The following is a 25,622-nucleotide window of genomic DNA, read 5'->3' on the forward strand; positions in this document are numbered from 1 at the left end:
CAAGCTTCGCCGCCTCCAAGTGAATTGGAGCAGTCCTCTCAGATTGGAAGTCAATCGGCGGCGAGAAAGACTATAAAAATCAGGAAATTATTCTACGGCCAACAATGAATACGTTGACCTATGGTAGCAACGGAGCGGAAAGCCTGCATAGGGATTTCACGGCTTGTCGTAATCGATGGATTGCGCGTTGCGAAAGACGCGGAGCACGTCGGTCAAATCCGGTAGGGATGCGGCGTAATCGTCGAGCCTATAGACGCAGTGATCCTGTAAGATAATTACGCCATTCGCTTTGCTGTATCTCTTCCAACGTCGGATCGCCGGTATCGAAATTTTGGAGTAGCGTAAGAAAGCCTTTCTCGGCGTCTCCGACATCCGAGGGATGTAACCATCCCCATTCGCACTCTTCACAATGTACGTAGAGTCTACGATGAGTCATGTCATTTTGGAAAATCAGCCGTCCCTGATGGCAGTGCGCGCATGCGCCTGCCCAATAGAGATTTCTCGTGTTCAATGACTATCTCACTGGCGGTACTATTTCTGCTTCAACGCCTTGATGAAAGCTCTGCCGCCGCGGCGGAGTTTTCCTAACCTCGGAACGTATAGTTGCTGATCGAGGCCGGTTTCATCTCGATGGAGAAGCCCGGCAGGGTGGGCGGCATATAGGCGGCGTTGTCGATCCGGCAGGGGTCGAGGAAGTGTTCGTGCAAGTGGTCGACATATTCGATGACGCGGCCGTCCTTGGTGCCGGATATCGCGATGTAATCGATCATCGACAGATGCTGCACATATTCGCAGAGGCCGACGCCGCCGGCATGCGGCCAGACGGGCAGCCCAAATTTGGCGGCGATCAGCAGCACGGAAAGCACCTCGTTCAGGCCGCCCATGCGGCAGGAATCGATCTGCACGATGTCGATTGCGCCCTCGGCGATGAACTGCTTGAACATGATGCGGTTCTGGCACATCTCGCCGGTCGCGACCTTTACCGGGCTGATCGCCTGGCGGATCTTGCGGTGACCGGCAACATCGTCTGGGCTGGTGGGTTCTTCGATGAAGAAGGGCTTGGCAGGGGCAAGCGCCTTGACCCAGTCGATCGCCTGGCCGACGTCCCAGACCTGGTTGGCGTCGATCATCAGGTAACGATCGGGACCGATCACCTCGCGGGCGATCCTCAAGCGGCGGATATCGTCTTCGAGGTCGCGGCCGACCTTCATCTTGATATGGTTGAAGCCGGCGTCGATCGCCTCCTGGCAGAGGCGGCGCAGTTTCTCGTCCTCATAACCGAGCCAGCCGGCCGAGGTCGTGTAGCAGGCGTAGCCTTCCTTTTCGAGGATGGCGATGCGTTCGGCCCTGCCGGCTTCGGCGCGCTTGAGGATCTCGATGGCCTCGTCGCGGGTCAGCACATCGGTGAGATAACGATAGTCGACGATGTCGGCGATCTCTTCCGGCGACATGTCGGCGACGAGTCGCCAGACCGGTTTTCCCGCCTGTTTGGCGAGCAGATCCCAGACGGCATTGACGACGGCACCGGTCGCCAGATGGATGGCGCCCTTTTCCGGGCCGATCCAGCGCAACTGGCTGTCGCTGGTCAGATGCCGCCAGAATTTGCCGGGATGGGCGAGCACGTCGGCAAGGTCGGCGCCGACGATCAGATGGCGCATCGCTTCGATCGCCATGCAGCAAATGTCGTTGCCGCGGCCGATGGTGAAGGTGAGGCCGTGGCCGGCCAGGCCTGAGGTATCCGTATCGAGAATGACGTAGGCCGCCGAATAGTCCGGATCGGGGTTCATCGCATCGGATCCATCCAGGCTTTGCGACGTGGGAAAGCGGAGATCGAAGACACGAAGGTCGGTGATGCGGGTCATGGTTGTTCCTCCCGATTCCTTAAAGCCTGTTATATCGGCCGATTATCTTGCCGGCAGGCAATGCTTGCCGGCCGCGTCATTAACTGAGCTCAGATCGTCCAGCCGCCGTCGATGGCGATTGCCTGGCCGGAGGTGTAGGTGGCACCGGCGAGATAGACGGCGAGATCGGCAATCTCCTCCGGCGAGCCGAGCCGGCCCATCGGCTGGCGGGCGATGAAGGCGGCGCGGGCCGCGTCATAATCGCCTTGGGCGCGCATCCGGTCCTGCAGGGACGGGCTTTCAACCGTGCCGGGGCAGATGGCGTTGCAGCGGATGCCCTCGGCGACATAATCGGCGGCGACGGATTTGGTCAGGCCGATGACGGCCGCCTTGGTGACGCCATAGGCAAAGCGGTTCGGCACGCCCTTGATGCTTGAGGCGACGGAGGCCATGTTGATGATTGACCCGTCCTTGCGCTCCAGCATGCCGGGCAGCACGGCGCGGATAGTGCGGATCATCGCCTTGACGTTGAGGTCGAGCGCAAATTCGAAATCGGAATCCTTCATCTCCAGGATCGAGCCGGCATGCACGAAACCGGCGCAGTTGAACAGCACGTCGACAGCGCCGATCTCGGCGACGAGGGCCTTGACCTCATCCTCCTCGAGCACGTTCAGCTGATGGGTGGAAACCCCGGTTTCCGCGGCCAACGTCGCCAGCGCGCCGGTATTGATGTCGGTCGCGTGGACCTTGGCGCCGACCGCGGCAAAGGCTTCCGCCGTCGCCCGGCCGATGCCCTGGCCGGCGGCGGTGATGAGAACGGTCTTGCCGGAAAGTCTGTTTGTCATGTCACGGGCCTTTTCTGGAATGTCTATGCCGAACGATCGAAATGCTGTTTGTCTTGACGAGGGCTGAGCATGCGCTTTTTCCCAGTTTGCGCGCTCTAACCACCCTCCGGCAAGATACAACCTGCCGCCTGGTCTAGTTCTCGAGCGTGCGATATCTCAACTTACCGAGGCGATCTTCAGTGATGATTTGTCTGTTTATAGACAAACAGACGATTGGCCAAGGGTCAAGCGCAAACTTTTCCTTTTCCGGCTGCGGTTCTGCGTATATGCAGAATGATATTTACAGGAGGAAGCAATGGAGACCGAGGAGTCAGACCGCTATCGCGCTCCTGCGCTCGACAAGGGCCTCGATATCCTGGAATTGCTCGCCGGCGTCGACAGCGGTCTCACCCAGGCCGATATCGCCAAACGGCTCGATCGCAGCCCCAACGAATTCTACCGCATGCTCGACCGCCTGGTGCGCCGCGGTTACGTCACCCGGCTGGATGGCGACCGCTATTCGCTGACGCTGAAGCTTTTCGGTCTTGCCCAACTGCACGCGCCGGTGCGCCGGCTCGCCTCCTATGCCACGCCGCTGATGCGCGACCTTGCCCAGCGGACGCGCCAAGCCAATCATCTCGCGGTCTTCGATCGGGGTGCTGCCGTCGTCATCGCCCAACAGGAGGCGCCGGACTATTGGGGATTCTCGATCCGCATCGGCGCCCATATCAGCCTGTTCGACACAGGCTCGGGGCACGTGCTGCTCGCCTTCCGCAGCGCCGAGGAGCGGGAGATGATGATTTCGGAACATGTGCGCAGCCGCGCCGATCTCGAACTCGGGCCCGAATTCTACGATCGTCTCGACCAGATCCGCGAGCGCGGCTACGAGATGATGGCGAGCGCCCAGACCGCTGGCGTCTACAATCTTTCCGCGCCGGTGCTGGGTCCGGACGGCCGCTGCATCGCCGCCCTCACCTGCCCCTTCATCGCGCTGGTCAATGCGCCGTCGGCGCCTGACATCACCCAAACGATCATGCTGGTGCAGAAGACCGCCGCCGAGCTTTCGCTGCTGGCCGGGGCGGATATCGGTAATGCCGTCTGACTGGGGGAGCCGCCCTCATCCGCTGGCCGGCACCGACCGGGGTCGAGCCACGGGTCTCGACCCGTCCTTCGGACCCCCGCTTGCGGGGCGAAGGGGATGTGCCGCAACCTCTCCGTTCCGCAACGACCTCTCGCAGGGCACGTCCCCTCGCCCCGTTCACGGGAGAGGGTTAGAGCACGAGCCGGGAATTTCTATTTGAATAATCCATTCACCAGAAATAGGCTGCGGCGAGGCCAATCCTGGAGGAGAAAAGCGTGCTCATCGACACCCATCTGCATATCATCGATCGCTCGGCGCTGCCCTATCCCTGGCTCTCCGACGTGCCTGCTCTCGATCATGATTTTCTCTACGAGACCTATGCTGCCGAGGCGCGGCGCTGCGGCATCACCACGGCGCTGCACATGGAGGTCGACGTCGACCCTGCCGCCATGCAGGCCGAGACCGATCATATCGCCGGCATCGCCGGAAAGGCAGGCAGCCTGATTGCCGGGGCCATCGTTTCCTGCCGGCCTGAGGAGCAAGGCTTTGCCGCCTATCTCGAGAGGCAAAAGGCCGACCGCTTCGTCAAGGGGTTCCGCCGAGTGCTGCATGTGGTGCCCGATGACGTATCGGAAGGCGCCCTGTTTCGCGAAAACATCCGCCGCATCGGCGGCAGCGGGCTGACCTTCGACCTCTGCACCTTGCCGCATCAGGCGGGCCGTGTGGCCGCCCTTATCGATCTTGCGCCGGATGTGCAGTTCGTGCTCGACCATTGCGGCGTGCCTGACATCCGCTCGGATGCCTTCGAGCCATGGAAGGTAGGCCTGTCGGAGATTGCCCGGCGGCCGAACGTCGTCTGCAAGGTCTCCGGCGTCGTTGCCTATGCCGATGCCGAGACTTGGACAGCGCAGACGCTGCGGCCCTATATCGAGCATGTCACAGCAAGTTTCGGCTGGGATCGCGTCGTCTGGGGCAGTGACTGGCCGGTCTGCACCTTAGGCGGCGGCCTCTCCACCTGGGTCGCGGCGACCCATGCCGTGCTTTCCGGCAGCAGCGAGGCCGAGCGGTCCAAGCTGCTTTTCGCCAATGCACAGCGCCTCTGGTCGCTTTGACGTCACGAAATCAAAGGATGTGCTGTGCCTAGCAAAAGTGCTACTTTGGCATGTCTTTTGCTTGTGTAAGCATGAAGCAACGTAAATGTTTCGGTTTGGGACGACTTACCACCAAGCAATTGCTAGCTTTAGCCATCTCAGGTAAAAGTTGTCAGACACGGATTTGGCGAATTATTCAATCCGATGTCCTCAGGAGGGAAAACAAATGAAAGAAGAACCGCATTCCGTCGATGTTCACGTCGGAAAGACCATCCGTATACAGCGTTTGCTGAGGAAGGTTTCCCAGACGGAACTCGGCGATCGTGTCGGCGTAACGTTCCAGCAGATCCAGAAATACGAAAAGGGCTCCAACCGCGTTTCCGCCAGCATGCTGGTTGAAATCGCCGGCGCTCTGAAGGTCGACGTCCGGACGTTTTTCGACGATCTGTCGACACCCGATACGGCCAACGACAATCCGGCCCCCAGCGAGGAATTCATCATTTCGCGCGAAGGCGTGCTTCTCAATGCGGCGTTCTTTTCGATCAAGAACGAAGCTCTTCGCAAGAAGATCCTGAAGCTCGTCCAGGCAATTGCCAACACCGAGCAGCTGGAAGGCGACGCGGCCGAATAGGCTGGTTGTCCCTCACGCGACCGGGGCGGACCGCATGAGGATATAGCGATTGATTTAGATCGATGGGGATCGATCCGGATCAATGGAGATTGATCGAGCTTGATGGTGACTCATCGAGATCGATGGGGATCAACGCGCTTGACGGTCACCAATTTCAATGGCGATCGATCAGGATCAGATTCTCGCTGGCATCCTTCATTGCGATCTTGGCCTTGCTGCCGAGCAGCTTCTCGAGATTGACGTCTAGCTCCCTGTCGGGATCTATACCGTCCCAATCGATGACGACCTGCAGCAGCGCCATGTTCGTCAGGTGCATCAGATTACGCAGCTGAAGTTTTTCAGCCTCCTCCTTGGCCGCCGACAGCAGCCGGAAGAGCCTTGCGTATTCGCTGCCGGTACCTTCGTTGCGTTGTTCAAACATCATCCCGCCCCTTTGGCCGTGAAACCCTGCGATTCCATCACCACTGCATTTTCCTGCCGTTACCGTTATTCAAGCGTTACAGGAACCGCATTGCGCGTGACTTCGGCGTGCAGCAGCTGCCAATGCGAGGTTGCGGCAAAGCGCCAGTCACGGTTGACAGGCTGGAATTCGTCCCGGCGCAGCCAGTCCAGCACCAGCCGGGCGTCGTTGCGCTTGCGCTCGACGCGATTCCCGCGGATAGCGGCGAGGATGGTGTCGCGGCGCGGCTTGCGGAAATGGCACTCGTCGACGACCTTGGCATAGGTGCGCTCGGAAAAATGCAGGAAACGGCCGGCAAGCAGCAGTTTCTTGCGTTCACCGGAAGAGATGTCGCCGCCGGCAAGAAGCGCGTCGATCGTCGGTTCGAAATCGACCCACGGCACGGAGAGCGGCAGCCAGCCGAGCGCCTGCGGCGCATGCACCAGCGCTACGGCCTCGTCGTCGAGCAACCGCCCAGCTTCGTAATCCTCGAAGATCGAGCCGATCCCGACCATGCCGAAAGGCGCGCATTCGGCCGCCCGCAAGGCGCCCATGCTGGCGCCACCGGCAACCGCGACATCGTGTTCAAGCGCGAACAGAATTTCCTTGTGCCAGACCGAAGGCAGGTCGCCGAAATAGCCATCGACGAGGCCGATGGCGGTGGCGCCGTCGTGAACGGCCTTCAGGATGTCGCCGCAGGCAGCCGGCGGCCGGAAATCGATGCGCGGGGACATGGCTCTCGCTGCAGTGAGATCGCTGCCAAGGCTCGGACCGACGAACAGCACCTTCATGACTGGGCTCCTCTCATAGTGTTGACCGCCCGCATGCCGAGCTGGATGTACTGGCCCGAGATATCGACCTCCAGGCCGGGCACGATCACCCTGACGACCGAGACCGGCAGAGCCCGGTGCGCAAAGGGCACCACGACGATCTGCTCGATGCCGGTCGCCGCCAGCCGGCCGGCGATAAGAGCGATGGTTTCCTGGATCGTTGCCGGGCGGCGATGACGCGGCTGGAAGGCGCGCATCCGGCCGCCGCCCTCGCAGAGTTCGACCACCTGCTGCATCGCCGCGCTCTGGTCGAGCCGCTGATAGACGCGCGGCGAAAAATCGTCTCGGCTGCCGGCAATTGCGGTCAGCCGGCTCTGCGCCGCTTCGGTAATGGCGCGCAACGCGGCGCGCACGGGATCGGGATGGCAGCCGCAGCCGCCGCAGACATGGGCCCAGCGCGCATCGACGCGGTCGGACAGATTGCCGGGCATGATGACGGCGAGAAAGGCGGGAACGCCGATATCGGTGGTCATGTCGATGAGCAGCAGCCGCATGCCCGCCCGCGCGATCCGGTCGGTCATCACATCGATGACCGCATCGCCGAAGGAGGCGGGATCGATGCGGCTTTCCTTCAGCCGCTCAGGCGATTTCAGCTGGGTCAGGGCCCAGGCGTCGCGCTCCACCAGTTCGCAGAGCCCGTGCAGCACCGCTTCGGATGGCGTGTTGCCGGAGGCGAGCCCATCGCTCGACTGCTCGAAGCCCGGCGGCCGTTCACCGCGATGGTCGAGGCCGACCAGCCACCAGGGCACGAAAACGCTGCTGCCGGAACGGATGTCGAGCCCGGAGCACCAGGGGATGGGACCGCCGCCGATTTCGTCGGGCGCGCAGCGTGCGACGTTGTCGAGATCGATCGTGGCGGCATGCTCCGCCCGCATGCCGGCAACGCTCGCCTGCGTCAGATCGGCGGGCGCTATTTCGGCGATCCGCGTCTCGATCGCTTCCATGGCGGCAGAGGTCATGGCGGAATCATTGTCGATACCCTTGCCCTGAAAGACCGAGAGCGTATGGCTGTTCGGCCGGGTGGCGAAGGCGACGGGGATGTTCAGGATGTCGAGTGCGGTCAGCAGGCCGACGCGGGTGATGCCGAACTCGCGCAGATGAGGCCTGATGGCGGCAAGTGTCTGAGCCGGCGTGACAGCGCGGTCATGATAATCGCTGACGCCGGCCGATGATCGTTCGAGGTCATCGGCAAGCGCTTCAAGAGCATTTCCGTTTTTCTCCGATACACGAAAATGCTCGTTGTTTTCACGCAATTGCGGACGCAAAACCGCTTCGCATTTTTGCTGGAATTGCTCTAGATCGGCGAAAGCGGACATACCGATCTTGTCCTTAGCGGAATCTCAGCGCATGCGTCAGGCTTTCGAGCGCATTGGCGGATACGGTGAGTTCGTCCTGTTTCATCGCTGCTCTGGCAGCTGCAGAGAAGCGCAGGGACTGTGTCTGAACTGCGGTGGTTTCAGCATTCGCCTTCATGTTCTATCTCCGATGATTGGGCAGCCCTTGCTGCCGTTAACCATCGGAGGAAAACATTACCTGCGTCATTTAAGCGTTACAGGCTTCGTTAAAAGGCGGTGCAATCAGGGAAGACCGGCCAATTGCAGGCCCTTTATCAGCGGTTCGGTGAAAGCGGGATCGCGATCGGGGACGAAATGACGAATGTCCTCGCTGCGGAAATCCGGGAAGTTTTCCAGAACCGTCCTGGCGTAGGTGCCGGCCTTGCCGGTATCGCCCGCCATCGCATGCGAGGCGGCGAGCAGGCGCGCCGTCGCCTGTTTCGTCTTCACCGGCTCCAGCGCCTCGATCGCTTTTTCATATTCCTCGCGCATGAAATGGATGCCGCCGAGATTCCAATAATAATAGTCCGGCGGCAGCGGATTGAGCTTGAAGGCCGCACGGCTGAGCTCCAGCGCCCGGTCGAAATCGCCGTCATGGGAAAGCGCGTCGGCGAAATCGGCAAGAATGTCGGCGTCGTTGGGATTGAGATCCTGGGCCTGCTGGAAATAGTCCAGGCTTTCGTCGAAGCGGCGGCGATAAAGTGCGACGAAGCCAAGCTCGCGGTAAGCCCGGCCGCTATTGGGGTCGGACTGCTGCGCCAGCCGGGCAGCACCATTGGCCTCATCGAGCAGTTCCTTGTCCCGCATGCCGCGGATCAGCCATTCCATGCCGAGCGCGCGCGACACGCCGGCATGGGCGGCGGAGAAATGCTCATAACGGTTGAGCGAGGATTTGAACCATTTGCGCGCCTGGCGCAGATGCTGCAGGTCGGTCTGGGCGATCAGCCGCTTTCCTTCCAGGTAAAGCCGGTAGGCAGACGCCGGCGCCTCGCCGATCGGCATCGCCAGTTCGTGGCGCTCGATCGTGTCTGCGAGCGAGGAGACGATCCGCCGCGTCAGATGCGCGAAGGATTCGCTGATCTTCTGCATGACCAGCGGAAGTTCCAGCGCCCAGATCACCTCCGATGTCGTCGTCCGCGTCAGCCGGCATGTGGCATAGACATCCTCGTCGCGGCCTTGGATGGTAACATAGACCGCATAGTCGAAGCTGAGGTCGAGCGGGCCGGGCACGGCACGCGCCGGATCGATCGAGCGGCTGAGGATCTCCAGGCTCGTATGCGCCGCAATCACCTTGAAGCCGCGCTGCTGGCTGAGGCCGATGGTGACGTCTTCTAGAAGCGCCCTGCCGACGCGTTCCATTAGCGGATCGGTGAAGATGCTTTCCGGCGGCAGGATGATGATGCGCGGCTGGCCAAGCAGATTGGCAGACATGCCAGGCGCCGAGGGGCGCTCCGGCGTGGCGGCTTGGGCCGGGGGGATCAGGCCGAGCTCGCGGGCAAGCGCCGTGGTGCTTTCCTCCGGCTCGGTGTCGAAATCATCTTTCAACTGGCTCTTGCATTTCAAATAGGCCTGACGGGCGGCGGCCGGGTCGCTCATCCTGACATGGGTGCGCATCAGGGCGCGATAAGCCGTCTCACTGGCAGAGTCGAGTTCCAAGAGGCGCCGGGCAAGTGCGACCTGCTCTTCGTCCGATCTGTCTTCCGATGTTTCGATCAGCCGCGTGAGATGGGCGGAGCGCAATTCGTCGATCCGCTGGCGCTCGAAGGTCAGCCAATCCTCGGCGCCCTGCGTCGGCGATTTGACGCCTTCAAGGAATTCACCGTTCAGCATATCGCTGTCGTCGGGGGCGAGCGCCCCTTTCTGCTTCAGGATATGGACGTCGACCTCCCAGCCATCGGCAAGCCCGATATGGGTTCTGGTTGCGGCAAGCAGCGGCGGAAGGTCGTCGGGAATGCTCTGTTCGATGCGCGCCAACAGCTGCCGCAGGCTGCCTGCCCGCTTTTCCGGCAGCTCCGATTGCCAGAGCTGCCGCCTGACGGTTTCGCGGTCGAGTTCGAGATTGACTTCGGCGGCAAGCATGGCGAGGAGAAAATAAGATTTCTCCGGCAAGGGGAGTTCCTTCCCCGCCGCCAGCAATCGCGGTCTACCGAGCAGGCAGAGCCTGTTCGTCGACACATGTCCGGATGTCCGCTGCATCCCGGTTCTCACCCCTGAAGCCAATGCGCGCAAACGCGCCGGCGGTCCAGAGATCATGTTAGAGCTATAAAGCCGCAGCGCAAAGCGGTTTTGCTATAAAAAGGCAAAATTTCAGCGAATATTTGCATTTTCGTGTGTCGCTCGCCGAGAAGATGCTTTGCCGACACTTTCGGCGACCGCCGTTTTTTAAGTTCCGAGGCGGCGCGTTATTCAAACTGTCACCGTTACAGCACCTGCGCAATCCGTTTCGAGCCTGTTTCCGTCGCGGCCGCGGCCTCGACGAAATCAAGCCCGATATCCAGTACCGGTGCGCTGTGTGTCAGCCAGCCGACCGAGATGAGATCGACGCCGGAGGCGGCGATTGCGGCCGCTGTTGCCGGCGTCACCCGGCCGGATGCCTCGGTGATCGCCCGGCCGGCGACGATGGCGACGGCCTCACGCAGCTGATCCGGGGTCATATTGTCGAGCAGGACGGCGTCGATGCCGGTCTCCATCGCTTCGCGCAGCTGATCAAGGGTGTCTACTTCGACCTCGATCTTCACCAGATGGCCGATGCCGGCGCGAGCCCGGCGGATGGCCTCGGCGACGCCGCCTGATATGGCGACGTGATTGTCCTTGATCAGCACCGCGTCATGCAGCGCGAAACGGTGGTTCATGCCGCCGCCGGCGCGCACCGCATATTTCTCCAGTGCCCTCAACCCCGGCGTCGTCTTGCGCGTGCAGGCGACCGAAGCTTTGGTGCCGCGGATCGCGACGGCAATCTCTGCCGTCACCGTGGCGATGCCGGAGAGGTGGCCGAGAAAATTCAGCGCGGTGCGCTCGGCGGTCAAGAGGCCGCGCGACGGGCCCTCGATGGTGGCGATGACGTCGCCCGGCTTGACCGCATGGCCGTCCTGGAGATGCCGGCGCATGCCGATCTCCGGATCGACAAGGGCGAAGGCGAGTTCGGCCGCGTCGAGACCGGCGATCACCCCCGGCTGGCGGGCGGCCATGATGACCGTCGAGCGATGGTCGCTGGGGATGACCGATGCCGAGGTGATATCGCCGGCCAGACCGAGATCTTCGAGCAGGGCTGCCCGTACCAAGGGTTCGACGATCAGGCGCGGAAGCGGAACGAGGTTCATCTCAGGCACTCCTTGCAAGAGTATAGAGCGGGGCAAGAGTATAGAGCGGGGCAAGAGTATAGGTCGGCGTGTCGCGGGCGATCTCCAGCGCTTGGGAAAGGCGCATCTGTCGCCGGTTCGCCTGGGCAAGCTTCAGCGGAAAATCGGTGCGGGCATGGGCGCCGCGCGATTCCAGCCGCAGGCTGGCAAAGACGGCGATCAGCAGCGCAACGATACCAGGATCGGCGGCAGGCCCGTCGCCTTCGGCCAGCGGCAGCAGGGTGGCGATCGCGCCCTCAACGGCGCCGGCATTGCGCAGCACGCCGAGATGGCGCGAGACGATCGGCCGGACGAGCGATGCATCGGCCGGTGCCGGCAGCCTCGCGGCGAGGATGGCGCCGGCAGGGCGTGCCGGTGTGGCCGAGATGTCGCGCGCCGCGCGCATGCCCATGACAGCCGCCTCCAGCAGCGAATTGCTGGCGAGGCGATTGGCGCCGTGCAGGCCGGTCGAGGCTGCCTCGCCCACCACCCAGAGGCCCGGGACCGAGCTCAGTCCGTTTTCATCCGTGGCGACGCCGCCCATGTGGTAGTGAACGGCCGGGCGCACGGGAATGAGGTCTGTCGCCGGATCGATGCCGGCCTCGCTGCAAAGGGCCGCGATGACAGGAAAGCGAGCGGCAAAGCGGCTGCCGAGTGCCGCGCGGGCATCGAGGAAGACCTTGCCGCCACGGGCGATTTCGGCGCTGATAGCGCGCGCCACGACGTCGCGTGGCGCAAGCTCGGCGCCTGGGATGCGGTCCATGAACCGGTCTCCGCGTTCGTTGACGAGCAAAGCCCCCTCGCCGCGCACCGCCTCGCTGACCAGCGCCAACGGCCTGCGGCGTGAATCGAGCGCCGTCGGATGGAACTGGACGAATTCCATATCGGCGAGATCAGCACCTGCCCTTGCGGCAAGCGCGATCCCCTGGCCGAAATTGCCCATTGGATTGGTGGTCGCATCGTAAAGCCCGCCGATGCCGCCGGTGGCGATCACCACTTTCGCGGTCGGCAGGATGGCAGCGCCATCAGCGCTCGCGCAGAGCAGGCCGGCAACGCGCTCGCCATCCATCAAGATCCGCCGGGCTTCGAAACCTTCGAGCACTGATATGGCAGGCGTTTGCGCCACGGCCCGCACCAGCGCGGCGATGATCGCCGCACCCGATCCGTCGCCTTCGGCATGAATAATGCGACGGCGGCTATGAGCGGCCTCCAGCCCGAACGAAAGTTCGCCGGCAGCATTGCGGTCGAAGCGCACGCCGGCCCGTTCCAGCGCGGCAATGGCCGCCGGCGCCTCGGTAACGATGCCGGCGGCGGCGATCGGATCGCAAAGGCCGTCGCCGGCGACCAGCGTATCGGCAAGATGCAGCGCCGGGCTGTCGTCGGCACCCATGCCGGCGGCGATGCCGCCCTGCGCCCAGGCGCTCGATGTCTCGGCGCCGAGGGCGGCACGGGTGACGATGACGGAAGGTTCGGGCGCCAGCGTCAGCGCGGTCATTAGCCCGGCAAGGCCGCTGCCGACAATGACGGTGCGCCCCGAAAGATGGTTTAGAATTTCGGTCATATCGCCAGCATCCTTTCGACGGCACGGCGGGCGGCGACAGCAATCGCCGGATCGACGGTCACCTCGTGGCGGTTTTCCTCGAGCGCTGCACGGATATTGGCCAGGGTGATCCGTTTCATATGCGGGCAGAGATTGCAGGGGCGAATGAACTCGACGTCGGGATGATGCACGGCGACATTGTCGCTCATCGAGCATTCGGTGAGCAGCACGACGCGGGCCGGCTTCTGCCTGCCGACATAATCCGACATCACGGCGGTCGAGCCAGCGAAATCGGCCTCGGCCACCACCTCGGGCGGGCATTCGGGATGGGCGAGCACGGTGACACCCGGATGGTTTTCGCGCAACTGGCGCACGTCGTCGGCGGTGAAGAGCTCATGCACCTCACAATGGCCGTGCCAGGCGATGATCTCGACATCGGTCTCGCGGGCGACGTTGCGGGCCAGATATTCGTCCGGGATCATCAGCACCTTCGGCACGCCGAGCGATTCCACCACCTGTTTGGCATTGCCCGAGGTGCAGCAGATATCGGATGCGGCCTTCACCGCCGCCGAGGTGTTGACATAGGTGATAACAGGCACGCCGGGATGGGCCTGGCGCAGCAGCGCAATATCCTCCGGCGTGATCGAATCGGCCAGCGAACAGCCGGCACCGAGATCCGGAATCAGCACGGTTTTCTCAGGGTTCAGCAGCTTGGCGGTCTCGGCCATGAAATGCACGCCGGCGAGCACGATCACATCGGCATCGACCTCGATCGCCTTGCGGGCAAGCGCTAGGCTGTCGCCGACGATATCCGCCACGCCGTGGAAGATCTCCGGCGTCTGGTAATTGTGGGCGAGAATGACAGCGTTGCGGCGGCGCTTGAGCTCGAGGATGGCGTCGACGTCATTTTCGAACGTCATCCATTCGGCTTTGGGAATGACGCGGCTGACGCGTTCGTAGAGCGAGGATGCGGAAACGAGATGGTTCATGGCCGGCTCCTAATTATGCTCTATTTGAGCATATCATGGCCAAATAGATATTCTCGCCATGAGCATATGTCAATTGCGGGAGAGCGGTAATTTCGTTCCGGCGAGCGCCCGTTCTTCGAGCACCGTGTGGCGGAAGCGGAAGAGCTTGGCTGGCCGGCCTCCGGTTTCGCTTTCGGTGCCGCCGGTTTCCTCGACCAGTTCCTGCTGTTCAATCAGGCGGCGGAAATTCTGCTTGTGCAAAGTCAGTCCGGCCAGCGCCTCGATGGTGCGCTGCAGTCTCAGCAGCGTAAAACTCTCCGGCATCAGCTCGAAGACGACCGGGCGGTATTTGATTTTGGCACGCAGCCTTGCGATCCCGGTCGCCAGGATCCGGCGGTGATCGGCAAACATCGCCCGGCCGAGATTGGCCTCGACGGTACATCCGGCTTCCGCGACGAGCCCGGCTTCATAAAGCAGCTCATAGCGTTGCAGCGCCAGATCCTCGTTCCAGCCGCCGCCATCGAGACCGAAGGTGAAATCCGCCCGGCGATGGCGGTGGCCGCGCCGGGCCGGATCGGCGTCGGCCCAGCTCTTCAGACGGGCGACGATCTCGTCCAGCAAGACGGGGCGGCCATGGCGATGGTCTTCCCAGGGAAAATATTCGTACCAGCCGTGCCAGCCCGGCCTACCGCCCGACTGCTCGTTGACCAGGCCGAGATAGCTGATCGAGATCGTCCGACCGCCCGGGATGTCGTTGTTGCGGTCACGGTCGGCGAAAGTATAGAGCTGTTCGAGATAACCGACCGGGTGCTCCGTCTGCTCCTGCACCCATTCGCGCAGGCCGGATTGCAGGGTGCGATGGCCCATTTCGAAGGGGCCGGACGGCAGCGCATTGCCGGAGCGGATGGTCATCACGCGCGGCTCGTCCCCCGTCACCGCGACGAGCACCGCAATCAATTCCGCATGCGCAAAGCCGATCGTCACAGGGGGCCGAATACTCCGTTCCGGTTGGGTCGAACGGATCATTCCTGACACAGGCCAAGGCGGAAGCCAATGGAGGCTTCCCCCTTCTCCCCAGCGGGGTGCGAAGAAGGGGTCGAGCAAGAGCCTTCAGCTATTTGCCAGTCTCGCCCGCCAGCTTATCCAGGAAAATCTTCAGCTCCGCCTCGTCGATGCCGACGCAATGACGCTTTTCCGGATAGGCGCCGGTTCTTACATCGGCGGCGAATTCGGTGAAAGCGGCGATGCGTTCGCGCTGCAGGCGGTCGTGTTCAGCGGCGAAGTTGCGGTAGACCTTGGCGTGGCGAGGAGTGTGGTCGCGATTGGCGCCGAGCACGTCGTCGGCGAAGAGATATTGGGCGTCGCAGCCGCTGCCCGCCCCCATGGAGATCATCAGCATCGCGGTGTTGCTGCTGATGGCGGCAGCGATATCGCCCGGCACGACTTCGATTTCGGCGGCGAAGGCGCCGGCCTCTTCCAGCGCTTTGGTCTGCCGCCAGATTTCGGCGGCACTGGCCGCCGTCTTGCCGACGGCGCGGAAACCACCGGTCCAGGTCGCCTTCGACGGGATCAGCCCGAGATGGCCGCAGACCGGGATGCCCTCATCGCGCATGCGCCGGATCGTCTGCAGGCTAGCGGCGCAATAGACGGCATCGCCGCCGGCTTTTAGCGCCGCAAAGGCGGCCCTGATATAGTCCTCGGCCGAGACGTGATCGCCATATTCGAGGCCCGGAATGGCAAAGGGCGTCGGGGCGATCTCGCGGAACACCGGACCGAGCAGCGAGGGCGGCACCGAGACGATATCGATGCCTGCTTTTTCGGCGGCTTCCGCCTCCTCCAGCGAGGTGACGCGCAGCATGGTGAGCTGGCGTTTGCCCTTTTCCGCAAGCAGATCGGCGACGGTCGCACGTCTATGTTTCTTCATCATCAATTCCTTTGAATATTTATCGGCCGGCTCAGGCGGCGAGCAGGGATTTCAGTTTGATGTCGCTGGCTGCGAGTGCGGCTGGATCCGGACGGGCGCCGGCTGCGATCAGCATTTCGGCGAGGCGGATATCGCGCGCCACCGCATTGCCGGGGCCGATGCCGCTGGCGGCGATCAATCGTCCGCCGGCATCGAGATGGAACAGAATGAAGGCGGCTGCACCGAGGTCGCGGCGCTGATGCGTGGCGGCCCCTTCGGCAAGGCCGGCTATTTGCAGCGTCATGTCGTATTGATCAGACCAGAACCACGGCACGGATGAAACGGCTTCATCGAGGCCGAGCATGTTGGCCGCGGCCAATGTGCCCTGCTCCTGGGCGTTGCGCCAGGATTCGAGCCGCACCCGCCGGCCGCCATAGATCGACAGCGGGAAGGAGCAGCAGTCGCCGGCGGCAAAAATATCCGGTGCCGAGGTCTGCAGATGGATATCGACCGATATGCCGTTGTCGATGGCGAGCCCTGCCCTTTCGGCGATCTCGACATTCGGCCGGGCGCCGATGCCGACAAGAGCGAGATCGGCTTCTACCCGCTCGCCGGTAGACAATTTGATGACGGCCTTCCCGCCTTCCTCTGTCAGCGCCGCGATCGAGACACCGCAGCGGATATCGACGCCCTCGGTCCGATGGCGCTCGGTCAGCAGATCAGCGATCTCCTCCGGAACACCGCGCTTCAGCACCCGCTCCAGTCCCTCGATGACGGTCACCTCGGCGCCGAGCAGCCGCGCGGTCGCCGCCAGTTCCAGGCCGATGAAACCGCCGCCGATGATGGCGATATGTTTCCCGGGCTTCATCACGTCGCGCAGTGCCGCCGCGTCGTGATGGGTCCGCAGCGAGCGAATATGGGCGCTGCCCTCCGGGGCGCCGGGGAACGAACGCGCGGCTGCGCCCGTCGCCAGCAGGAGCTTGTCGTAGGAGAGCGTCGTTCCGTCCGAAAGCGTGACAGCCTTGGAGGATGTATCGAGATCCCTGGCTTCCAGGCCGGTCAGCAGCCGGATGCCGCTTTCGGCGTATTTTTCCACCGTCGCAATGTATTTCGGATTGCTTGCATCGGCAGAACTGGCTTTCGAGAGCGGCGGCCGTTCGTAGGGATGAAGGGGTTCGGCGCCGACAAGCGTGATCGCGCCGTCAAAACCTTTTTCTCGCAAGGCGAAGGCGGCACGGGCACCGCATTCGCCCGCCCCTAAAATAACGAAATGAGCCACATCCGCCTCCCTCAGACCGAGATGAAGACGACGCCGCCTTCGACCTTCACAGGATAGGTTTTGAGATTGACGCAGACCGGCGCGCCCTTGGCTTCGCCCGTCTTGTAGTTGAAGCGGCCGTTATGTTTCGGACATTCGATGATCTCATCCATCACAAGCCCATCGGCGAGATGGATATGTTCGTGGGTGCAGAGCCCGTCGGTCGCGAAGAATTCGTCGTCGGGGCTGCGATAGACCGCGAAAGTGCGCCCGTCATGATCGAAGCGGATGACATCCTCTTCGTCGATCTCGTCCTTGCCGCAGACTTCGATCCAGTTTCCGCTCATCTTATCCTCCCTGAATGGTGATTATTGTGCCGCTGGGGCCAGCTCGTTGTGGAATTCTTCGCGGTAGGGCCGCGCGGTCGCCGGCAGTTCGCGCTTCAGGAAATAATCCTCGTTGCGCAGTTGGCGCAGGAAGGCCGGGATCATCTCGCGGTAGCCGGACCAGATCGACGGATTCGGCGCCGGCAGGTCGTGCTTGATCATCGCATGCAGCCGCGGCAGCGCGTGATAGGGCACCATCGGGAACATGTGATGTTCGACGTGGTAGTTCATGTTCCAATAGATGAAGCGGCTGATCGGGTTCATGTAAACGGTGCGGCTGTTCAGCCGGTGGTCGATGACGTTGTCGGCCAGGCCGCCATGCTGCAAGAGCCCGGTCAACACATGGTGCCAGGCGCCGTAGAGGCGCGGCAGGCCGATCAGCATCAGCGGCAGGATCGAACCCATGGCGATCGCGGCGGTGATCGTCACGACATAGATTGCCAGCCAGATGCGGGCGAAGCGGATCGCCTTCGGTTGTTCCATCTCGGGAATGAATGTCTTTTCCGCCGGGCTGACGATGCCGGCGGCGTTGCGCAGCATGTCGATAACAGCATGCCAGACGTCGAGGATGCCGAAGAAATTAAGGACCAGCCGGACGAGATCGGGCGGCCGCATGACGGCGATCTCGGGATCGCGGCCGACGATGACGGTATCGGTGTGATGGCGCGTGTGGCTCCAGCGCCAGGTCACCGGATTGCGCATGATCATGAAGCAGGCGATCTGATAAACGGCATCGTTCATCCAGCGGGTCTTGAAGGCGGTGCCGTGGCCGCATTCGTGCCAGCGGCTGTCGGAGGCCGAGCCGTAGAGCACGCCATAGGCGAGGAAGAAGGGCAGCGCGATCCACGAGCCCCAGAAATAAATGCCAAGGCCGGCAAGGGTGACCATGCTGCCGAGCCAGATGACGGTGTCACGGATCGCCGGAGCGTCGGAGCGCTGCATCAGCGCCTTCATCTCCTTGCGCGGAATATCGGTGTGATACCACTGCGCTGCCGCCAGCCCCGTCTCGACGGCGGTGCGGCCGCTTTCGCCGAGCAGATCGTAATCCCGTTTCTTTGCCTCGAGCGCCATCATCCACACCTCCCGTTATGCCGTTGCCGAGAGAATAGGTTGACTTCGGAAGAGGCTCAATGCAGGCTTGATATATTCTATCAAAAGCCATCAGAAGCGGCTTGCAACAATGATCGAATCCATCAGGAAAACTCATGCGCCGTCCCACCATATCCGATCTTGCCCGTGCCTCCGGCGTCAGCGTCGCCACCGTCGACCGGGTTCTCAATGCCCGCCACCGCGTGCGGGAGGAAACGGCGCGGCGGGTCTATGATGCGGCGCAGTCGATCGGCTATCACGCCGTCGGCCTGATCCGGCAGCGTGTTTTCGAGGACCTGCCGCAATACAAGCTCGCCTTCCTGCTGCAGAAGCCGACGCAGCAGTTCTACCAGGCGTTCGCCCGCGAGATCGAAGCGGCGGCGCGGGGGGTCACGAACGCTCGCATCCAGACGCAGATCGACTTTCCGTCAGCCGCCACGCCGGCTGCGATCGTCGAGAAGCTAAAGGCTCTCGGTGCCCGCAACCAGGCCGTTGCCCTGGTTGCACCTGATTACCCCGCGGTGACGGCCGCTATCGAGGAGCTGAAGGAAAAAGGCGTGCCGGTCTTCTCGCTGCTCTCCGATTTCGCGTCGGGCGTGCGCACCGGCTATATCGGTGTCAACAACCGCAAGGTCGGGCGCACTGCCGCCTGGTTGATCGCGCGAACGGCGCGCAAGCCCGGCAAGGTCGCCTGTTTCGTCGGCAGCCATCGTTTCCATGGACATGAGCTGCGGGAAATCGGTTTCCGCTCCTATTTCCGCGAGAATGCGCCGGAATTTGACGTCATCGACACGTTGATCAACCTGGATACGCCCGAGATCACGCATGAGGCGACGCTGACATTGCTGCAGAAGCATCCCGATCTTGTCGGGCTTTATATCTGCGGCGGCGGCATGGAAGGGGCGATCTCGGCGTTCCGCGAGGAGAACCTCGGCGGCAAGGTCGTCCTCGTCGTCAACGAACTGACGCCCGACAGCAAGGCAGGCCTTGCCGATGACATCGTCGCCATGGCGATCGGCACTCCCCTGCCCGGGCTCTGTCAGGAATTGATGGTCCTGATGAAGGATGCGATTGAAAACAGCGAAGCTGCCATCCCCGGTCAGTCCTTCCTGCCCTTCGACATCTACCTTTCCGAGAATATCTAGGAATGATGGAATACTATCATTCCGGCCGGACATTCTTTCAGCAATGAGGGTCGCCACCGGCGATGACGGATGGATTGCCTTGGGAATTCCGATAGAGATTCGCTCATTCATTCACGAGGAACCGCTCCGCTGATGTCGCGGAGATGAGGGAGGAGATATCCGTCATGACTTCGATCCGCTTTGCGCTCAACCATATGGCCGCGCCGTCGCTCCCAATCGATGATTTCTTCGCGCTGGCAAAGTCGCTCGGCATCGATGCGGTCGAGATCCGCAACGACCTTTCCGGCAATGCCATTCTCGACGGCACAAGGCCCGAAGCGATCAGAGAGGCCGCCGCCCGCCACGGGCTGACGATCATCTCGATCAACGCCCTGCAGCGCTTCAACGAGTGGAATGAAACCCGGGCTCGGGAAGCGCAGGAATTGATCGATTATGCCGCCGCCTGCGGCGCCCAGGCGCTGGTCCTCGTTCCGAAGAACGACGGCACCGGCTGCGCCGACGGCGAGCGCCAGGCCAACCTGCGCCAATCGCTGTCGGCGCTGAAGCCGATGCTTGATAAAGCCGGCATCACAGGCCTCGTCGAGCCGCTCGGTTTCGAGATCTGCTCGCTGCGCTCGAAGACCGAGGCGGTCGAGGCGATAAGGGAGCTCGGCGCAAAATCGACCTTCAAACTCGTCCACGACACCTTCCATCATCATCTCGCCGGTGAAGCCGCGACCTTCCCGGAGCTTTCCGGACTCGTGCACATCTCGGGCGTCAGCGACCCTGCCGTTTCCGTCGCCGATATGCGCGATTCCCATCGTGTGCTCGTCGGCGACGACGACCGGCTCGACAATGCCGGACAGATCAAGGCGCTGCTGCAGGCGGGTTATGCCGGCCCGTTCTCCTTCGAGCCCTTCGCCGCCGAAGTTCATGCGGTCAAGGACCCAGCCGGCGCTCTTCGCGCCAGCATGGAGTATTTGTCCGCGCGCGTTTGAGACCTGAGAGAAACGTCCTGATACCGCCATTGGTGTCGGGACTGGGGGACGATTGTCACGATTGGGCCGCGCCACCAGCGCGGCCAATCTTTGAAATTATTCCCGGCCTCTGAAACGGCGCTGATAGGCGGGATCATAGAGCGAGCTGTCGCGGAAATCTTCCGCTGCGAGCGACGGGCCGACGAAGATGATCGCCGTGCGTTCGATCGGTTCGGCCGCAACCTTCGCCTCGATATCGGCAAGGGTACCGCGCAGGACACGTTCGTCGGGCCAGGAGGCCTTGACGACGATCGCGACCGGACAATTGGCGCCGTAAAGCGGCGTCAACTCCTCCACGACCTGCTTCAGCGCATGGATTGCCAGATGGATCGCCAGTGTGGCGCCGGTCGCGCCGAATTTGGCAAGGGTCTCGTCGTTCGGCATCGGCGAGGCACGGCCGGAAACGCGGGTGAGCACCAGGCTTTGGGCGACGGCCGGGATCGTCAGCTCGCGCCCGAGCACCGAGGCGGCCGCCGCAAAGGCCGGCACACCAGGCGTCATCGTATAGGCGATGCCGTGTCTTTCGAGCCGGCGGACCTGCTCGGCCACCGCACTCCAGACCGAGAGATCGCCGGAATGCAGCCGGGCGACATCCTGGCCGGCGGCTGCGGCGCGGAGATATTCCGCCTCGATTTCGTCGAGCGACATCGGCGCGGTATCGACGATACGCGCATCCGCCGGACAATATTGCAGCAGTTCCGGCGAGACGATCGAGCCGGCATAGAGGCAGACCGGGCATTGGCCGATGAGATCGCGGCCGCGCACCGTGATCAGATCCGCAGCCCCTGGCCCTGCGCCGATGAAATGCACCTTCATGCCGTTATCCCTTCGTCCAGCGCCACTGCGTCACCGGCATGGCCGGCCGCCAGCCGCTCATGCTGCCGACCGGCGCGGCGCGCGATATTTCAATGCGTGTCAGCGAGCCGTCGCGTTTTGCGTGTTCCAGGAGCAGCACGGCCTCCATCTCCAGCGTCACGGCATTGGCGACCAGCCGCCCTCCCCGCTTCAGCGCGGCGATCGCGGCATCGATGACGCCGGGCTCGCTGCCGCCGCCACCGAGGAAGATCGTGTCGGGTTGCGGCAAGCCCGCCAACGCAGCGGGTGCAGCACCTTCGATGACGGCAAGATGCGGCACGCCGAAGGCCGATGCGTTGCGGGCGATGCGGGCGGCCCGCTCCGGCGATTGCTCGATGGCGATCGTCTTCAGGCTGGGATCGGCCAGCATCCATTCGATGCCGATCGATCCCGAACCGGCGCCGATATCCCAGAGCAGTTGACCATGGCGCGGCGCGAGCGCCGACAGCGTCATCGCCCTGATTTCACGTTTGGTGATCTGTCCGTCATGTTCGAACAGCGCGTCCTCGAGGCCGGAAGCGAGAGGCAAGATGCGAGCCCCCTCCCCTGCTGCGATCTGGAGTGCGCAGACGTTCAGCGGATCGATGTTCGTGAGATCGAAATCCGCCGCCAGCACACTTCTCTGCCGTTCCCGATCGCCGCCGAGCGCTTCGAGCACGGTAAGCTTCGACTGACCGAACCCGGCGGCGATAAGCAGGGCAGCCAGGGCGCCCGGCCCCTTCTCGTCCGAGGTCAAGGCGATGATGCGCCGCCCGGGGTGGAGATGCGGCCGCATCAGATCGATCGGCCTGCCATGCAGCGAAATTGTTGTGACATCCTGCAGCGGCCAGCCAAGGCGGGAGGCGGCAAGGCTGAAGGCTGAGGGCGCGGGGATGGTGTGCATCTCTCCCGCCGCGACGTGACGGGAAAGGGTTGCGCCGACGCCGTAGAGAAACGGGTCGCCGGAGGCGAGCACGACCACGGGCGTGCCGCGCCGTTCAAGCACGGCATCGACCGAGCGCTCGAACGGGCTCTGCCAGGAAAATTTCTCGCCTGTGATCAGCGGCGCGGCGAGCGCATGGTGCCGCGCGCCGCCGAAGACGGCGGATGCGCTGGCGATCAGCCGTCTCGCCTCTTCGCCGAGCCCTTCTGGACCATCTTCGCCGATGCCGATAATAGTCAGCCAGCGCGGGCCGTCAGCAGGGGAGAGATCAGACATGGGAAGACCTCGCATTCTGATCCTCGGCGGCACCGGCGAGGCGCGTCAGCTGGCCGAAGCGCTGGCGACACGGGGAGATTGCAATGTTCTGCTGTCGCTTGCCGGACGCACGGAGAAACCGGCCGCGCAGCCGGTTCCGGTTCGCGTCGGCGGTTTCGGCGGTGCGGCGGCGCTCGCCGATTTTCTGAAGGCCGACGGATATCACCTGCTGATCGACGCCACGCATCCCTTCGCCGAGCGCATTTCCGCCAATGCCGCCTTTGCCGCCGAGGCCACCGGGATAAACACGATCGCTCTGCGCCGTCCCGAATGGCAGCGGCTGCCGGGCGATCGCTGGCGCGACGTGCGGAGCATTTCGGCTGCCATCGAAGCGCTTGGCCCCTCCCCTCGCCATGTCTTTCTGGCGACGGGTCGGCAGGGCGCGCATCATGCGCAAGCGGCGCCGCAGCATTTCTATCTCATTCGCAGCGTCGATCCCGTCGAGCCGCCACCGGCGCTTGCCAATGTCGACTATGTCCTCGATCGCGGCCCGTTCACGCTGGAAGGCGAATGCGCCTTGCTGAAGCAGCACGGCATCGACGCCATCATTGCCAAGAACAGCGGCGGGGCCGCCACCTATGCGAAGATCGAGGCCGCCCGCCTGCTCGACATCGAGGTGATGATGGTGGCGCGCGCGCCGGCGTCCGCGGTCAGGACGGTCGATACTGTCGAGGCGGCGCTGGCGGCGATCGATCACCTCTTTTCCCCCGCCATGAAACGCGGGGTATAGACGAGGTCCGGCCTGCCGGGCCGCGCAACGATCCGCGTCTCGGCCGAACCGATGATGATGCAGGTCGCCATGTCGGCAATCGAGGCATCGGCATCCGACAGCGCCTGTAGGGTGATGCGTTCGTCCGGCCGTCCGGCCGCCCGCCCGAAAATGACCGGCGTTGCTGCGGGCAGATGCTCGCGCAACAGCTTGAAGGCGTCGCCGAGCTGCCAGGGGCGCGCCCGGCTGATTGGATTGTAAAGGGCGATGACGAAGCCTGCCTTGGCCGCCAGTTCCAGACGTGTTTCGATGATATTCCAAGGCTTTAGATTGTCGGAAAGCGATATGGCGCAGAAATCGTGGCCAAGCGGCGCGCCGGCTCTCGCCGCCACCGCCAGCATCGCCGTGATGCCCGGCAGAATGGTGAGATCGACCGCGCGCCATGCCGCCGGCCCGTTCTCGATCGCCTCGCAGACGGCGGCAGCCATGGCGAAGACGCCGGGGTCGCCGCCGGAGACAACGCAGACCTTGGCGCCATCCGCCGCCATGGAAAGTGCGGCCCCTGCCCTATCCAACTCCTCGCGATTGTCCGAGGCATGCCGCAGCTGATCATGGCGAAGCTGCAGCCTGTCGAGATAGGGCCCGTAACCGAAGAAATCCGTCGCCGCATCGACGGCGGCGAGCGCTTCCGGCGTCATCTGCTCGGGATTGCCGGGACCGGTGCCGATCACGAAAAGCCGCCCGCTCATCGGCTGCCCTCCCAGCCCGGCACCAGGACGAGCGAAAAATACGGCGCATCGCCATCGGTCCTGTCGGCAAGTTTTTCCATCGCCGCATTCGCCATCGTGCCGCGCTCGACATAGACGGCTTCGGCAAGCCGGCCGGCCGCCGCTAAGGCCCGGCGGATCTTCGGCAGATTGCGGCCCACTTTCATGATGACGGCGGCTTGCGTATCGGCAAGACGGCGCGTCAGCTCGGTTTCGGCCATCGTACCCGGCAGTACGGAAAGCACGTCGTCGCCCTGGACGATCGGCATGCCCGCTAAAGACCAGCAGCCCGACATGGCGCTGATGCCGGGGATCACCTCCGTCGGGTAGCGCTGGGACAGCCTGACATGCAGGTGCATGTAGGAGCCGTAGAACAGCGGATCGCCTTCGCTGAGCACCGCGACGGTCCGTCCGGCATCGAGATGGCCGGCGACACGTTCGGCCGAGCGATCGTAGAACTGAGTGATCAGGCTCCGGTAGCGTTCGTCGTTCTTGTCGATCTCGGTGGTGACGGGATAATAGAGTGGCAGCAGCGTGACGCCGGGTTTCAGCAGCGGTTCGACGATCGCCTTGCCATTGCCGCCCCTGCCCTGCTTGGCGAAATAGGCGATGACATCGGCGCCTTCGATGGCGCGGACGGCCTTGAGGGTCAGAAGCTCCGGGTCGCCGGGACCGGTGCCGACGCCGATGAGACGGCCTGGTGTCGTCATAGGCCGGGCCTCGCCAATGCATTGATGGCAGCCGCCGTCATGGCGCTGCCGCCGAGCCGGCCGCGGACGATGGCAAAAGGCACGCCGTAGGAATTCTCCGCCAGCGCATCCTTCGATTCCGCCGCGCCGACAAAGCCGACGGGCATGCCGAGGATCGCGGCCGGTTTCGGCGCGCCGTCACGCAGCAGTTCGAGCAGATGAAAGAGTGCCGTCGGGGCATTGCCGATCGCAACGACGCTGCCGCCGAGCCGATCGAGCCAGAGATGCATGGCGGCGGCGGAGCGTGTATTGCCGGTCTGACGCGCCAGTTCCGGCGTGGCGGGATCGCGCAGCGTGCAAATGACCTCGTTCAGTGCCGGCAGCCGCGCCCGGGTGACGCCATGGGAGACCATCTCGGCGTCGCAGAAGATCGGCGCCCCGCCCTTCAATGCGTCGCGCGCCGCACCGACGCAATCGGCGGAGAAGACGAAATGCTCTGCCGCCTCGACCAGCCCGCAGGCATGGATCATGCGCACGGCGATTTCGGCCTGATCTTCGGTGAAGCGCGTGAGGTCGGCCTCGGCGCGGATGATCGCAAAGGAACGCTCGTAGATCGCGTCGCCGCTGCGGATATAATCGTAGTCTGGCATT

The 25,622-nt window shown here is 63.2% G+C and carries 26 protein-coding genes; 6 read left to right on the forward strand and 20 right to left on the reverse strand.

The annotated features are described in order from the left end of the window. Positions 1 to 584: 584 nt before the first annotated feature. Positions 585 to 1,862, reverse strand: a complete 1,278-nt coding sequence (locus FFM81_RS30315; RefSeq protein ID WP_003563609.1) for an L-fuconate dehydratase — start codon at positions 1,860 to 1,862, stop codon at positions 585 to 587. Positions 1,863 to 1,951: 89 nt separating this feature from the next. Further along, a complete protein-coding gene (locus FFM81_RS30320) occupies positions 1,952 to 2,686 on the reverse strand; it encodes an SDR family oxidoreductase (RefSeq protein WP_138385844.1) in 735 nt (244 codons plus the stop codon). 295 nt (positions 2,687 to 2,981) lie between these two features. Here FFM81_RS30320 and FFM81_RS30325 point away from each other — a divergent pair, with 295 nt between their 5' ends. The 3 genes from FFM81_RS30325 to FFM81_RS30335 all read left to right on the forward strand — a co-directional run bounded on the left by FFM81_RS30325 (position 2,982) and on the right by FFM81_RS30335 (position 5,468). Next, positions 2,982 to 3,767, forward strand: coding sequence for an IclR family transcriptional regulator (locus FFM81_RS30325; protein WP_003563607.1), 786 nt, complete (start codon positions 2,982 to 2,984; stop codon positions 3,765 to 3,767). Between the two features lie 254 nt (positions 3,768 to 4,021). After that, positions 4,022 to 4,858, forward strand: coding sequence for an amidohydrolase family protein (locus FFM81_RS30330; protein ID WP_003563606.1), 837 nt, complete (start codon positions 4,022 to 4,024; stop codon positions 4,856 to 4,858). 205 nt (positions 4,859 to 5,063) lie between these two features. Further along, a complete protein-coding gene (locus FFM81_RS30335) occupies positions 5,064 to 5,468 on the forward strand; it encodes a helix-turn-helix domain-containing protein (protein WP_025418761.1) in 405 nt (134 codons plus the stop codon). Between the two features lie 154 nt (positions 5,469 to 5,622). Here FFM81_RS30335 and FFM81_RS30340 read toward each other — a convergent pair whose 3' ends face one another. From FFM81_RS30340 to FFM81_RS30400, 13 genes are all read right to left on the reverse strand, one after another. Next, entirely contained in the window at positions 5,623 to 5,889 is a 267-nt protein-coding gene (locus FFM81_RS30340) for a hypothetical protein (protein WP_025418760.1), read from the reverse strand. A 65-nt stretch (positions 5,890 to 5,954) separates the two neighbouring features. Continuing rightward, positions 5,955 to 6,698 (reverse strand): TfuA-like protein, encoded by a 744-nt coding sequence (locus FFM81_RS30345; protein ID WP_025418759.1) that lies wholly within the window; start codon positions 6,696 to 6,698, stop codon positions 5,955 to 5,957. After that, positions 6,695 to 8,053 carry a YcaO-like family protein gene (locus tag FFM81_RS30350; protein ID WP_246401415.1) on the reverse strand — a complete coding sequence of 453 codons (1,359 nt, stop codon included), beginning with the start codon at positions 8,051 to 8,053 and terminating at the stop codon, positions 6,695 to 6,697. Before FFM81_RS30350 ends, FFM81_RS30345 begins: the two co-directional genes overlap by 4 nt. A 13-nt stretch (positions 8,054 to 8,066) precedes the next feature. Beyond that, positions 8,067 to 8,210 carry a hypothetical protein gene (locus tag FFM81_RS30355; protein WP_003563600.1) on the reverse strand — a complete coding sequence of 48 codons (144 nt, stop codon included), beginning with the start codon at positions 8,208 to 8,210 and terminating at the stop codon, positions 8,067 to 8,069. 104 nt (positions 8,211 to 8,314) lie between these two features. Next, positions 8,315 to 10,267 (reverse strand): AfsR/SARP family transcriptional regulator, encoded by a 1,953-nt coding sequence (locus FFM81_RS30360; RefSeq protein WP_003563598.1) that lies wholly within the window; start codon positions 10,265 to 10,267, stop codon positions 8,315 to 8,317. Positions 10,268 to 10,491: 224 nt separating this feature from the next. Further along, the gene (gene nadC, locus FFM81_RS30365; protein WP_097534313.1) at positions 10,492 to 11,391 is read right to left on the reverse strand and encodes a carboxylating nicotinate-nucleotide diphosphorylase; all 900 of its coding nucleotides are present in this window, start codon (positions 11,389 to 11,391) and stop codon (positions 10,492 to 10,494) included. 1 nt (position 11,392) lies between these two features. Then, positions 11,393 to 12,970, reverse strand: coding sequence for an L-aspartate oxidase (locus FFM81_RS30370; protein WP_138385843.1), 1,578 nt, complete (start codon positions 12,968 to 12,970; stop codon positions 11,393 to 11,395). Then, a complete protein-coding gene (nadA, locus tag FFM81_RS30375) occupies positions 12,967 to 13,938 on the reverse strand; it encodes a quinolinate synthase NadA (RefSeq protein ID WP_138385842.1) in 972 nt (323 codons plus the stop codon). The genes FFM81_RS30370 and nadA overlap by 4 nt, the downstream gene beginning before the upstream one ends. Before the next feature lie 69 nt (positions 13,939 to 14,007). Continuing rightward, entirely contained in the window at positions 14,008 to 14,901 is an 894-nt protein-coding gene (locus FFM81_RS30380) for an NUDIX hydrolase (protein ID WP_138385841.1), read from the reverse strand. Between the two features lie 130 nt (positions 14,902 to 15,031). Next, on the reverse strand, positions 15,032 to 15,844 hold the full coding sequence (locus FFM81_RS30385; RefSeq protein WP_173883892.1) for a 3-methyl-2-oxobutanoate hydroxymethyltransferase: 813 nt from the start codon (positions 15,842 to 15,844) through the stop codon (positions 15,032 to 15,034). A 28-nt stretch (positions 15,845 to 15,872) separates the two neighbouring features. Beyond that, the gene (locus FFM81_RS30390; protein ID WP_138385839.1) at positions 15,873 to 17,099 is read right to left on the reverse strand and encodes an NAD(P)/FAD-dependent oxidoreductase; all 1,227 of its coding nucleotides are present in this window, start codon (positions 17,097 to 17,099) and stop codon (positions 15,873 to 15,875) included. Positions 17,100 to 17,110: 11 nt separating this feature from the next. After that, positions 17,111 to 17,425: a MocE family 2Fe-2S type ferredoxin gene (locus FFM81_RS30395; RefSeq protein WP_138385838.1), complete on the reverse strand. Its 315-nt coding sequence runs from the start codon at positions 17,423 to 17,425 to the stop codon at positions 17,111 to 17,113. 21 nt (positions 17,426 to 17,446) lie between these two features. Beyond that, complete coding sequence (locus tag FFM81_RS30400; protein ID WP_003563582.1) at positions 17,447 to 18,535, reverse strand: fatty acid desaturase family protein; 1,089 nt, start codon at positions 18,533 to 18,535, stop codon at positions 17,447 to 17,449. 134 nt (positions 18,536 to 18,669) lie between these two features. Here FFM81_RS30400 and FFM81_RS30405 point away from each other — a divergent pair, with 134 nt between their 5' ends. Together FFM81_RS30405 and FFM81_RS30410 are read left to right on the forward strand one after the other, a co-directional pair. Beyond that, positions 18,670 to 19,698, forward strand: coding sequence for a LacI family DNA-binding transcriptional regulator (locus tag FFM81_RS30405; RefSeq protein ID WP_025418749.1), 1,029 nt, complete (start codon positions 18,670 to 18,672; stop codon positions 19,696 to 19,698). A 164-nt stretch (positions 19,699 to 19,862) separates the two neighbouring features. Further along, positions 19,863 to 20,675, forward strand: coding sequence for a TIM barrel protein (locus tag FFM81_RS30410; RefSeq protein WP_138385837.1), 813 nt, complete (start codon positions 19,863 to 19,865; stop codon positions 20,673 to 20,675). A gap of 96 nt (positions 20,676 to 20,771) precedes the next feature. On the opposite strand, the gene cobM is transcribed toward FFM81_RS30410, so the two are convergent. After that, positions 20,772 to 21,530 carry a precorrin-4 C(11)-methyltransferase gene (gene cobM / locus FFM81_RS30415; protein ID WP_138385836.1) on the reverse strand — a complete coding sequence of 253 codons (759 nt, stop codon included), beginning with the start codon at positions 21,528 to 21,530 and terminating at the stop codon, positions 20,772 to 20,774. Positions 21,531 to 21,534: 4 nt separating this feature from the next. After that, entirely contained in the window at positions 21,535 to 22,767 is a 1,233-nt protein-coding gene (gene cbiE, locus FFM81_RS30420) for a precorrin-6y C5,15-methyltransferase (decarboxylating) subunit CbiE (protein ID WP_138385835.1), read from the reverse strand. Here cbiE and FFM81_RS30425 point away from each other — a divergent pair. Then, positions 22,766 to 23,536, forward strand: a complete 771-nt coding sequence (locus FFM81_RS30425) for a cobalt-precorrin-6A reductase (RefSeq protein WP_138385834.1) — start codon at positions 22,766 to 22,768, stop codon at positions 23,534 to 23,536. The two genes, cbiE and FFM81_RS30425, sit on opposite strands and share 2 nt — an antisense overlap. On the opposite strand, the gene FFM81_RS30430 is transcribed toward FFM81_RS30425, so the two are convergent. The 3 genes from FFM81_RS30430 to FFM81_RS30440 are packed head-to-tail and all read right to left on the reverse strand — an operon-like array spanning position 23,500 to position 25,621. Then, positions 23,500 to 24,264, reverse strand: coding sequence for a precorrin-3B C(17)-methyltransferase (locus tag FFM81_RS30430; RefSeq protein ID WP_128397580.1), 765 nt, complete (start codon positions 24,262 to 24,264; stop codon positions 23,500 to 23,502). The genes FFM81_RS30425 and FFM81_RS30430 overlap by 37 nt on opposite strands. After that, complete coding sequence (locus FFM81_RS30435; protein WP_003563567.1) at positions 24,261 to 24,992, reverse strand: precorrin-2 C(20)-methyltransferase; 732 nt, start codon at positions 24,990 to 24,992, stop codon at positions 24,261 to 24,263. Before FFM81_RS30435 ends, FFM81_RS30430 begins: the two co-directional genes overlap by 4 nt. Beyond that, positions 24,989 to 25,621 (reverse strand): precorrin-8X methylmutase, encoded by a 633-nt coding sequence (locus tag FFM81_RS30440; RefSeq protein WP_003563566.1) that lies wholly within the window; start codon positions 25,619 to 25,621, stop codon positions 24,989 to 24,991. The genes FFM81_RS30435 and FFM81_RS30440 overlap by 4 nt, the downstream gene beginning before the upstream one ends. Position 25,622 lies beyond the last annotated feature (1 nt).

It is taken from the genome of Rhizobium hidalgonense (genome assembly GCF_005862185.2).
Classification (GTDB): Bacteria; Pseudomonadota; Alphaproteobacteria; order Rhizobiales; family Rhizobiaceae; genus Rhizobium; species Rhizobium hidalgonense.

What these genes read in the sequence shown, in the direction of transcription:
- FFM81_RS30440 (WP_003563566.1), bottom strand. Translation starts at nt 25,621, where the DNA reads ATGCCAGACTACGATTATATCCGCAGCGGCGACGCGATCTACGAGCGT.
- FFM81_RS30410 (WP_138385837.1), top strand. Translation starts at nt 19,863, where the DNA reads ATGACTTCGATCCGCTTTGCGCTCAACCATATGGCCGCGCCGTCGCTC.
- FFM81_RS30370 (WP_138385843.1), bottom strand. Translation starts at nt 12,970, where the DNA reads ATGACCGAAATTCTAAACCATCTTTCGGGGCGCACCGTCATTGTCGGC.
- nadC (WP_097534313.1), bottom strand. Translation starts at nt 11,391, where the DNA reads ATGAACCTCGTTCCGCTTCCGCGCCTGATCGTCGAACCCTTGGTACGG.
- FFM81_RS30425 (WP_138385834.1), top strand. Translation starts at nt 22,766, where the DNA reads ATGGGAAGACCTCGCATTCTGATCCTCGGCGGCACCGGCGAGGCGCGT.
- FFM81_RS30325 (WP_003563607.1), top strand. Translation starts at nt 2,982, where the DNA reads ATGGAGACCGAGGAGTCAGACCGCTATCGCGCTCCTGCGCTCGACAAG.
- FFM81_RS30360 (WP_003563598.1), bottom strand. Translation starts at nt 10,267, where the DNA reads ATGCAGCGGACATCCGGACATGTGTCGACGAACAGGCTCTGCCTGCTC.
- FFM81_RS30405 (WP_025418749.1), top strand. Translation starts at nt 18,670, where the DNA reads ATGCGCCGTCCCACCATATCCGATCTTGCCCGTGCCTCCGGCGTCAGC.
- FFM81_RS30400 (WP_003563582.1), bottom strand. Translation starts at nt 18,535, where the DNA reads ATGGCGCTCGAGGCAAAGAAACGGGATTACGATCTGCTCGGCGAAAGC.
- cobM (WP_138385836.1), bottom strand. Translation starts at nt 21,530, where the DNA reads ATGAAGGTGCATTTCATCGGCGCAGGGCCAGGGGCTGCGGATCTGATC.
- FFM81_RS30395 (WP_138385838.1), bottom strand. Translation starts at nt 17,425, where the DNA reads ATGAGCGGAAACTGGATCGAAGTCTGCGGCAAGGACGAGATCGACGAA.
- cbiE (WP_138385835.1), bottom strand. Translation starts at nt 22,767, where the DNA reads ATGTCTGATCTCTCCCCTGCTGACGGCCCGCGCTGGCTGACTATTATC.
- nadA (WP_138385842.1), bottom strand. Translation starts at nt 13,938, where the DNA reads ATGAACCATCTCGTTTCCGCATCCTCGCTCTACGAACGCGTCAGCCGC.
- FFM81_RS30355 (WP_003563600.1), bottom strand. Translation starts at nt 8,210, where the DNA reads ATGAAGGCGAATGCTGAAACCACCGCAGTTCAGACACAGTCCCTGCGC.
- FFM81_RS30430 (WP_128397580.1), bottom strand. Translation starts at nt 24,264, where the DNA reads ATGAGCGGGCGGCTTTTCGTGATCGGCACCGGTCCCGGCAATCCCGAG.
- FFM81_RS30335 (WP_025418761.1), top strand. Translation starts at nt 5,064, where the DNA reads ATGAAAGAAGAACCGCATTCCGTCGATGTTCACGTCGGAAAGACCATC.
- FFM81_RS30320 (WP_138385844.1), bottom strand. Translation starts at nt 2,686, where the DNA reads ATGACAAACAGACTTTCCGGCAAGACCGTTCTCATCACCGCCGCCGGC.
- FFM81_RS30315 (WP_003563609.1), bottom strand. Translation starts at nt 1,862, where the DNA reads ATGACCCGCATCACCGACCTTCGTGTCTTCGATCTCCGCTTTCCCACG.
- FFM81_RS30350 (WP_246401415.1), bottom strand. Translation starts at nt 8,053, where the DNA reads ATGTCCGCTTTCGCCGATCTAGAGCAATTCCAGCAAAAATGCGAAGCG.
- FFM81_RS30340 (WP_025418760.1), bottom strand. Translation starts at nt 5,889, where the DNA reads ATGTTTGAACAACGCAACGAAGGTACCGGCAGCGAATACGCAAGGCTC.
- FFM81_RS30385 (WP_173883892.1), bottom strand. Translation starts at nt 15,844, where the DNA reads ATGATGAAGAAACATAGACGTGCGACCGTCGCCGATCTGCTTGCGGAA.
- FFM81_RS30345 (WP_025418759.1), bottom strand. Translation starts at nt 6,698, where the DNA reads ATGAAGGTGCTGTTCGTCGGTCCGAGCCTTGGCAGCGATCTCACTGCA.
- FFM81_RS30435 (WP_003563567.1), bottom strand. Translation starts at nt 24,992, where the DNA reads ATGACGACACCAGGCCGTCTCATCGGCGTCGGCACCGGTCCCGGCGAC.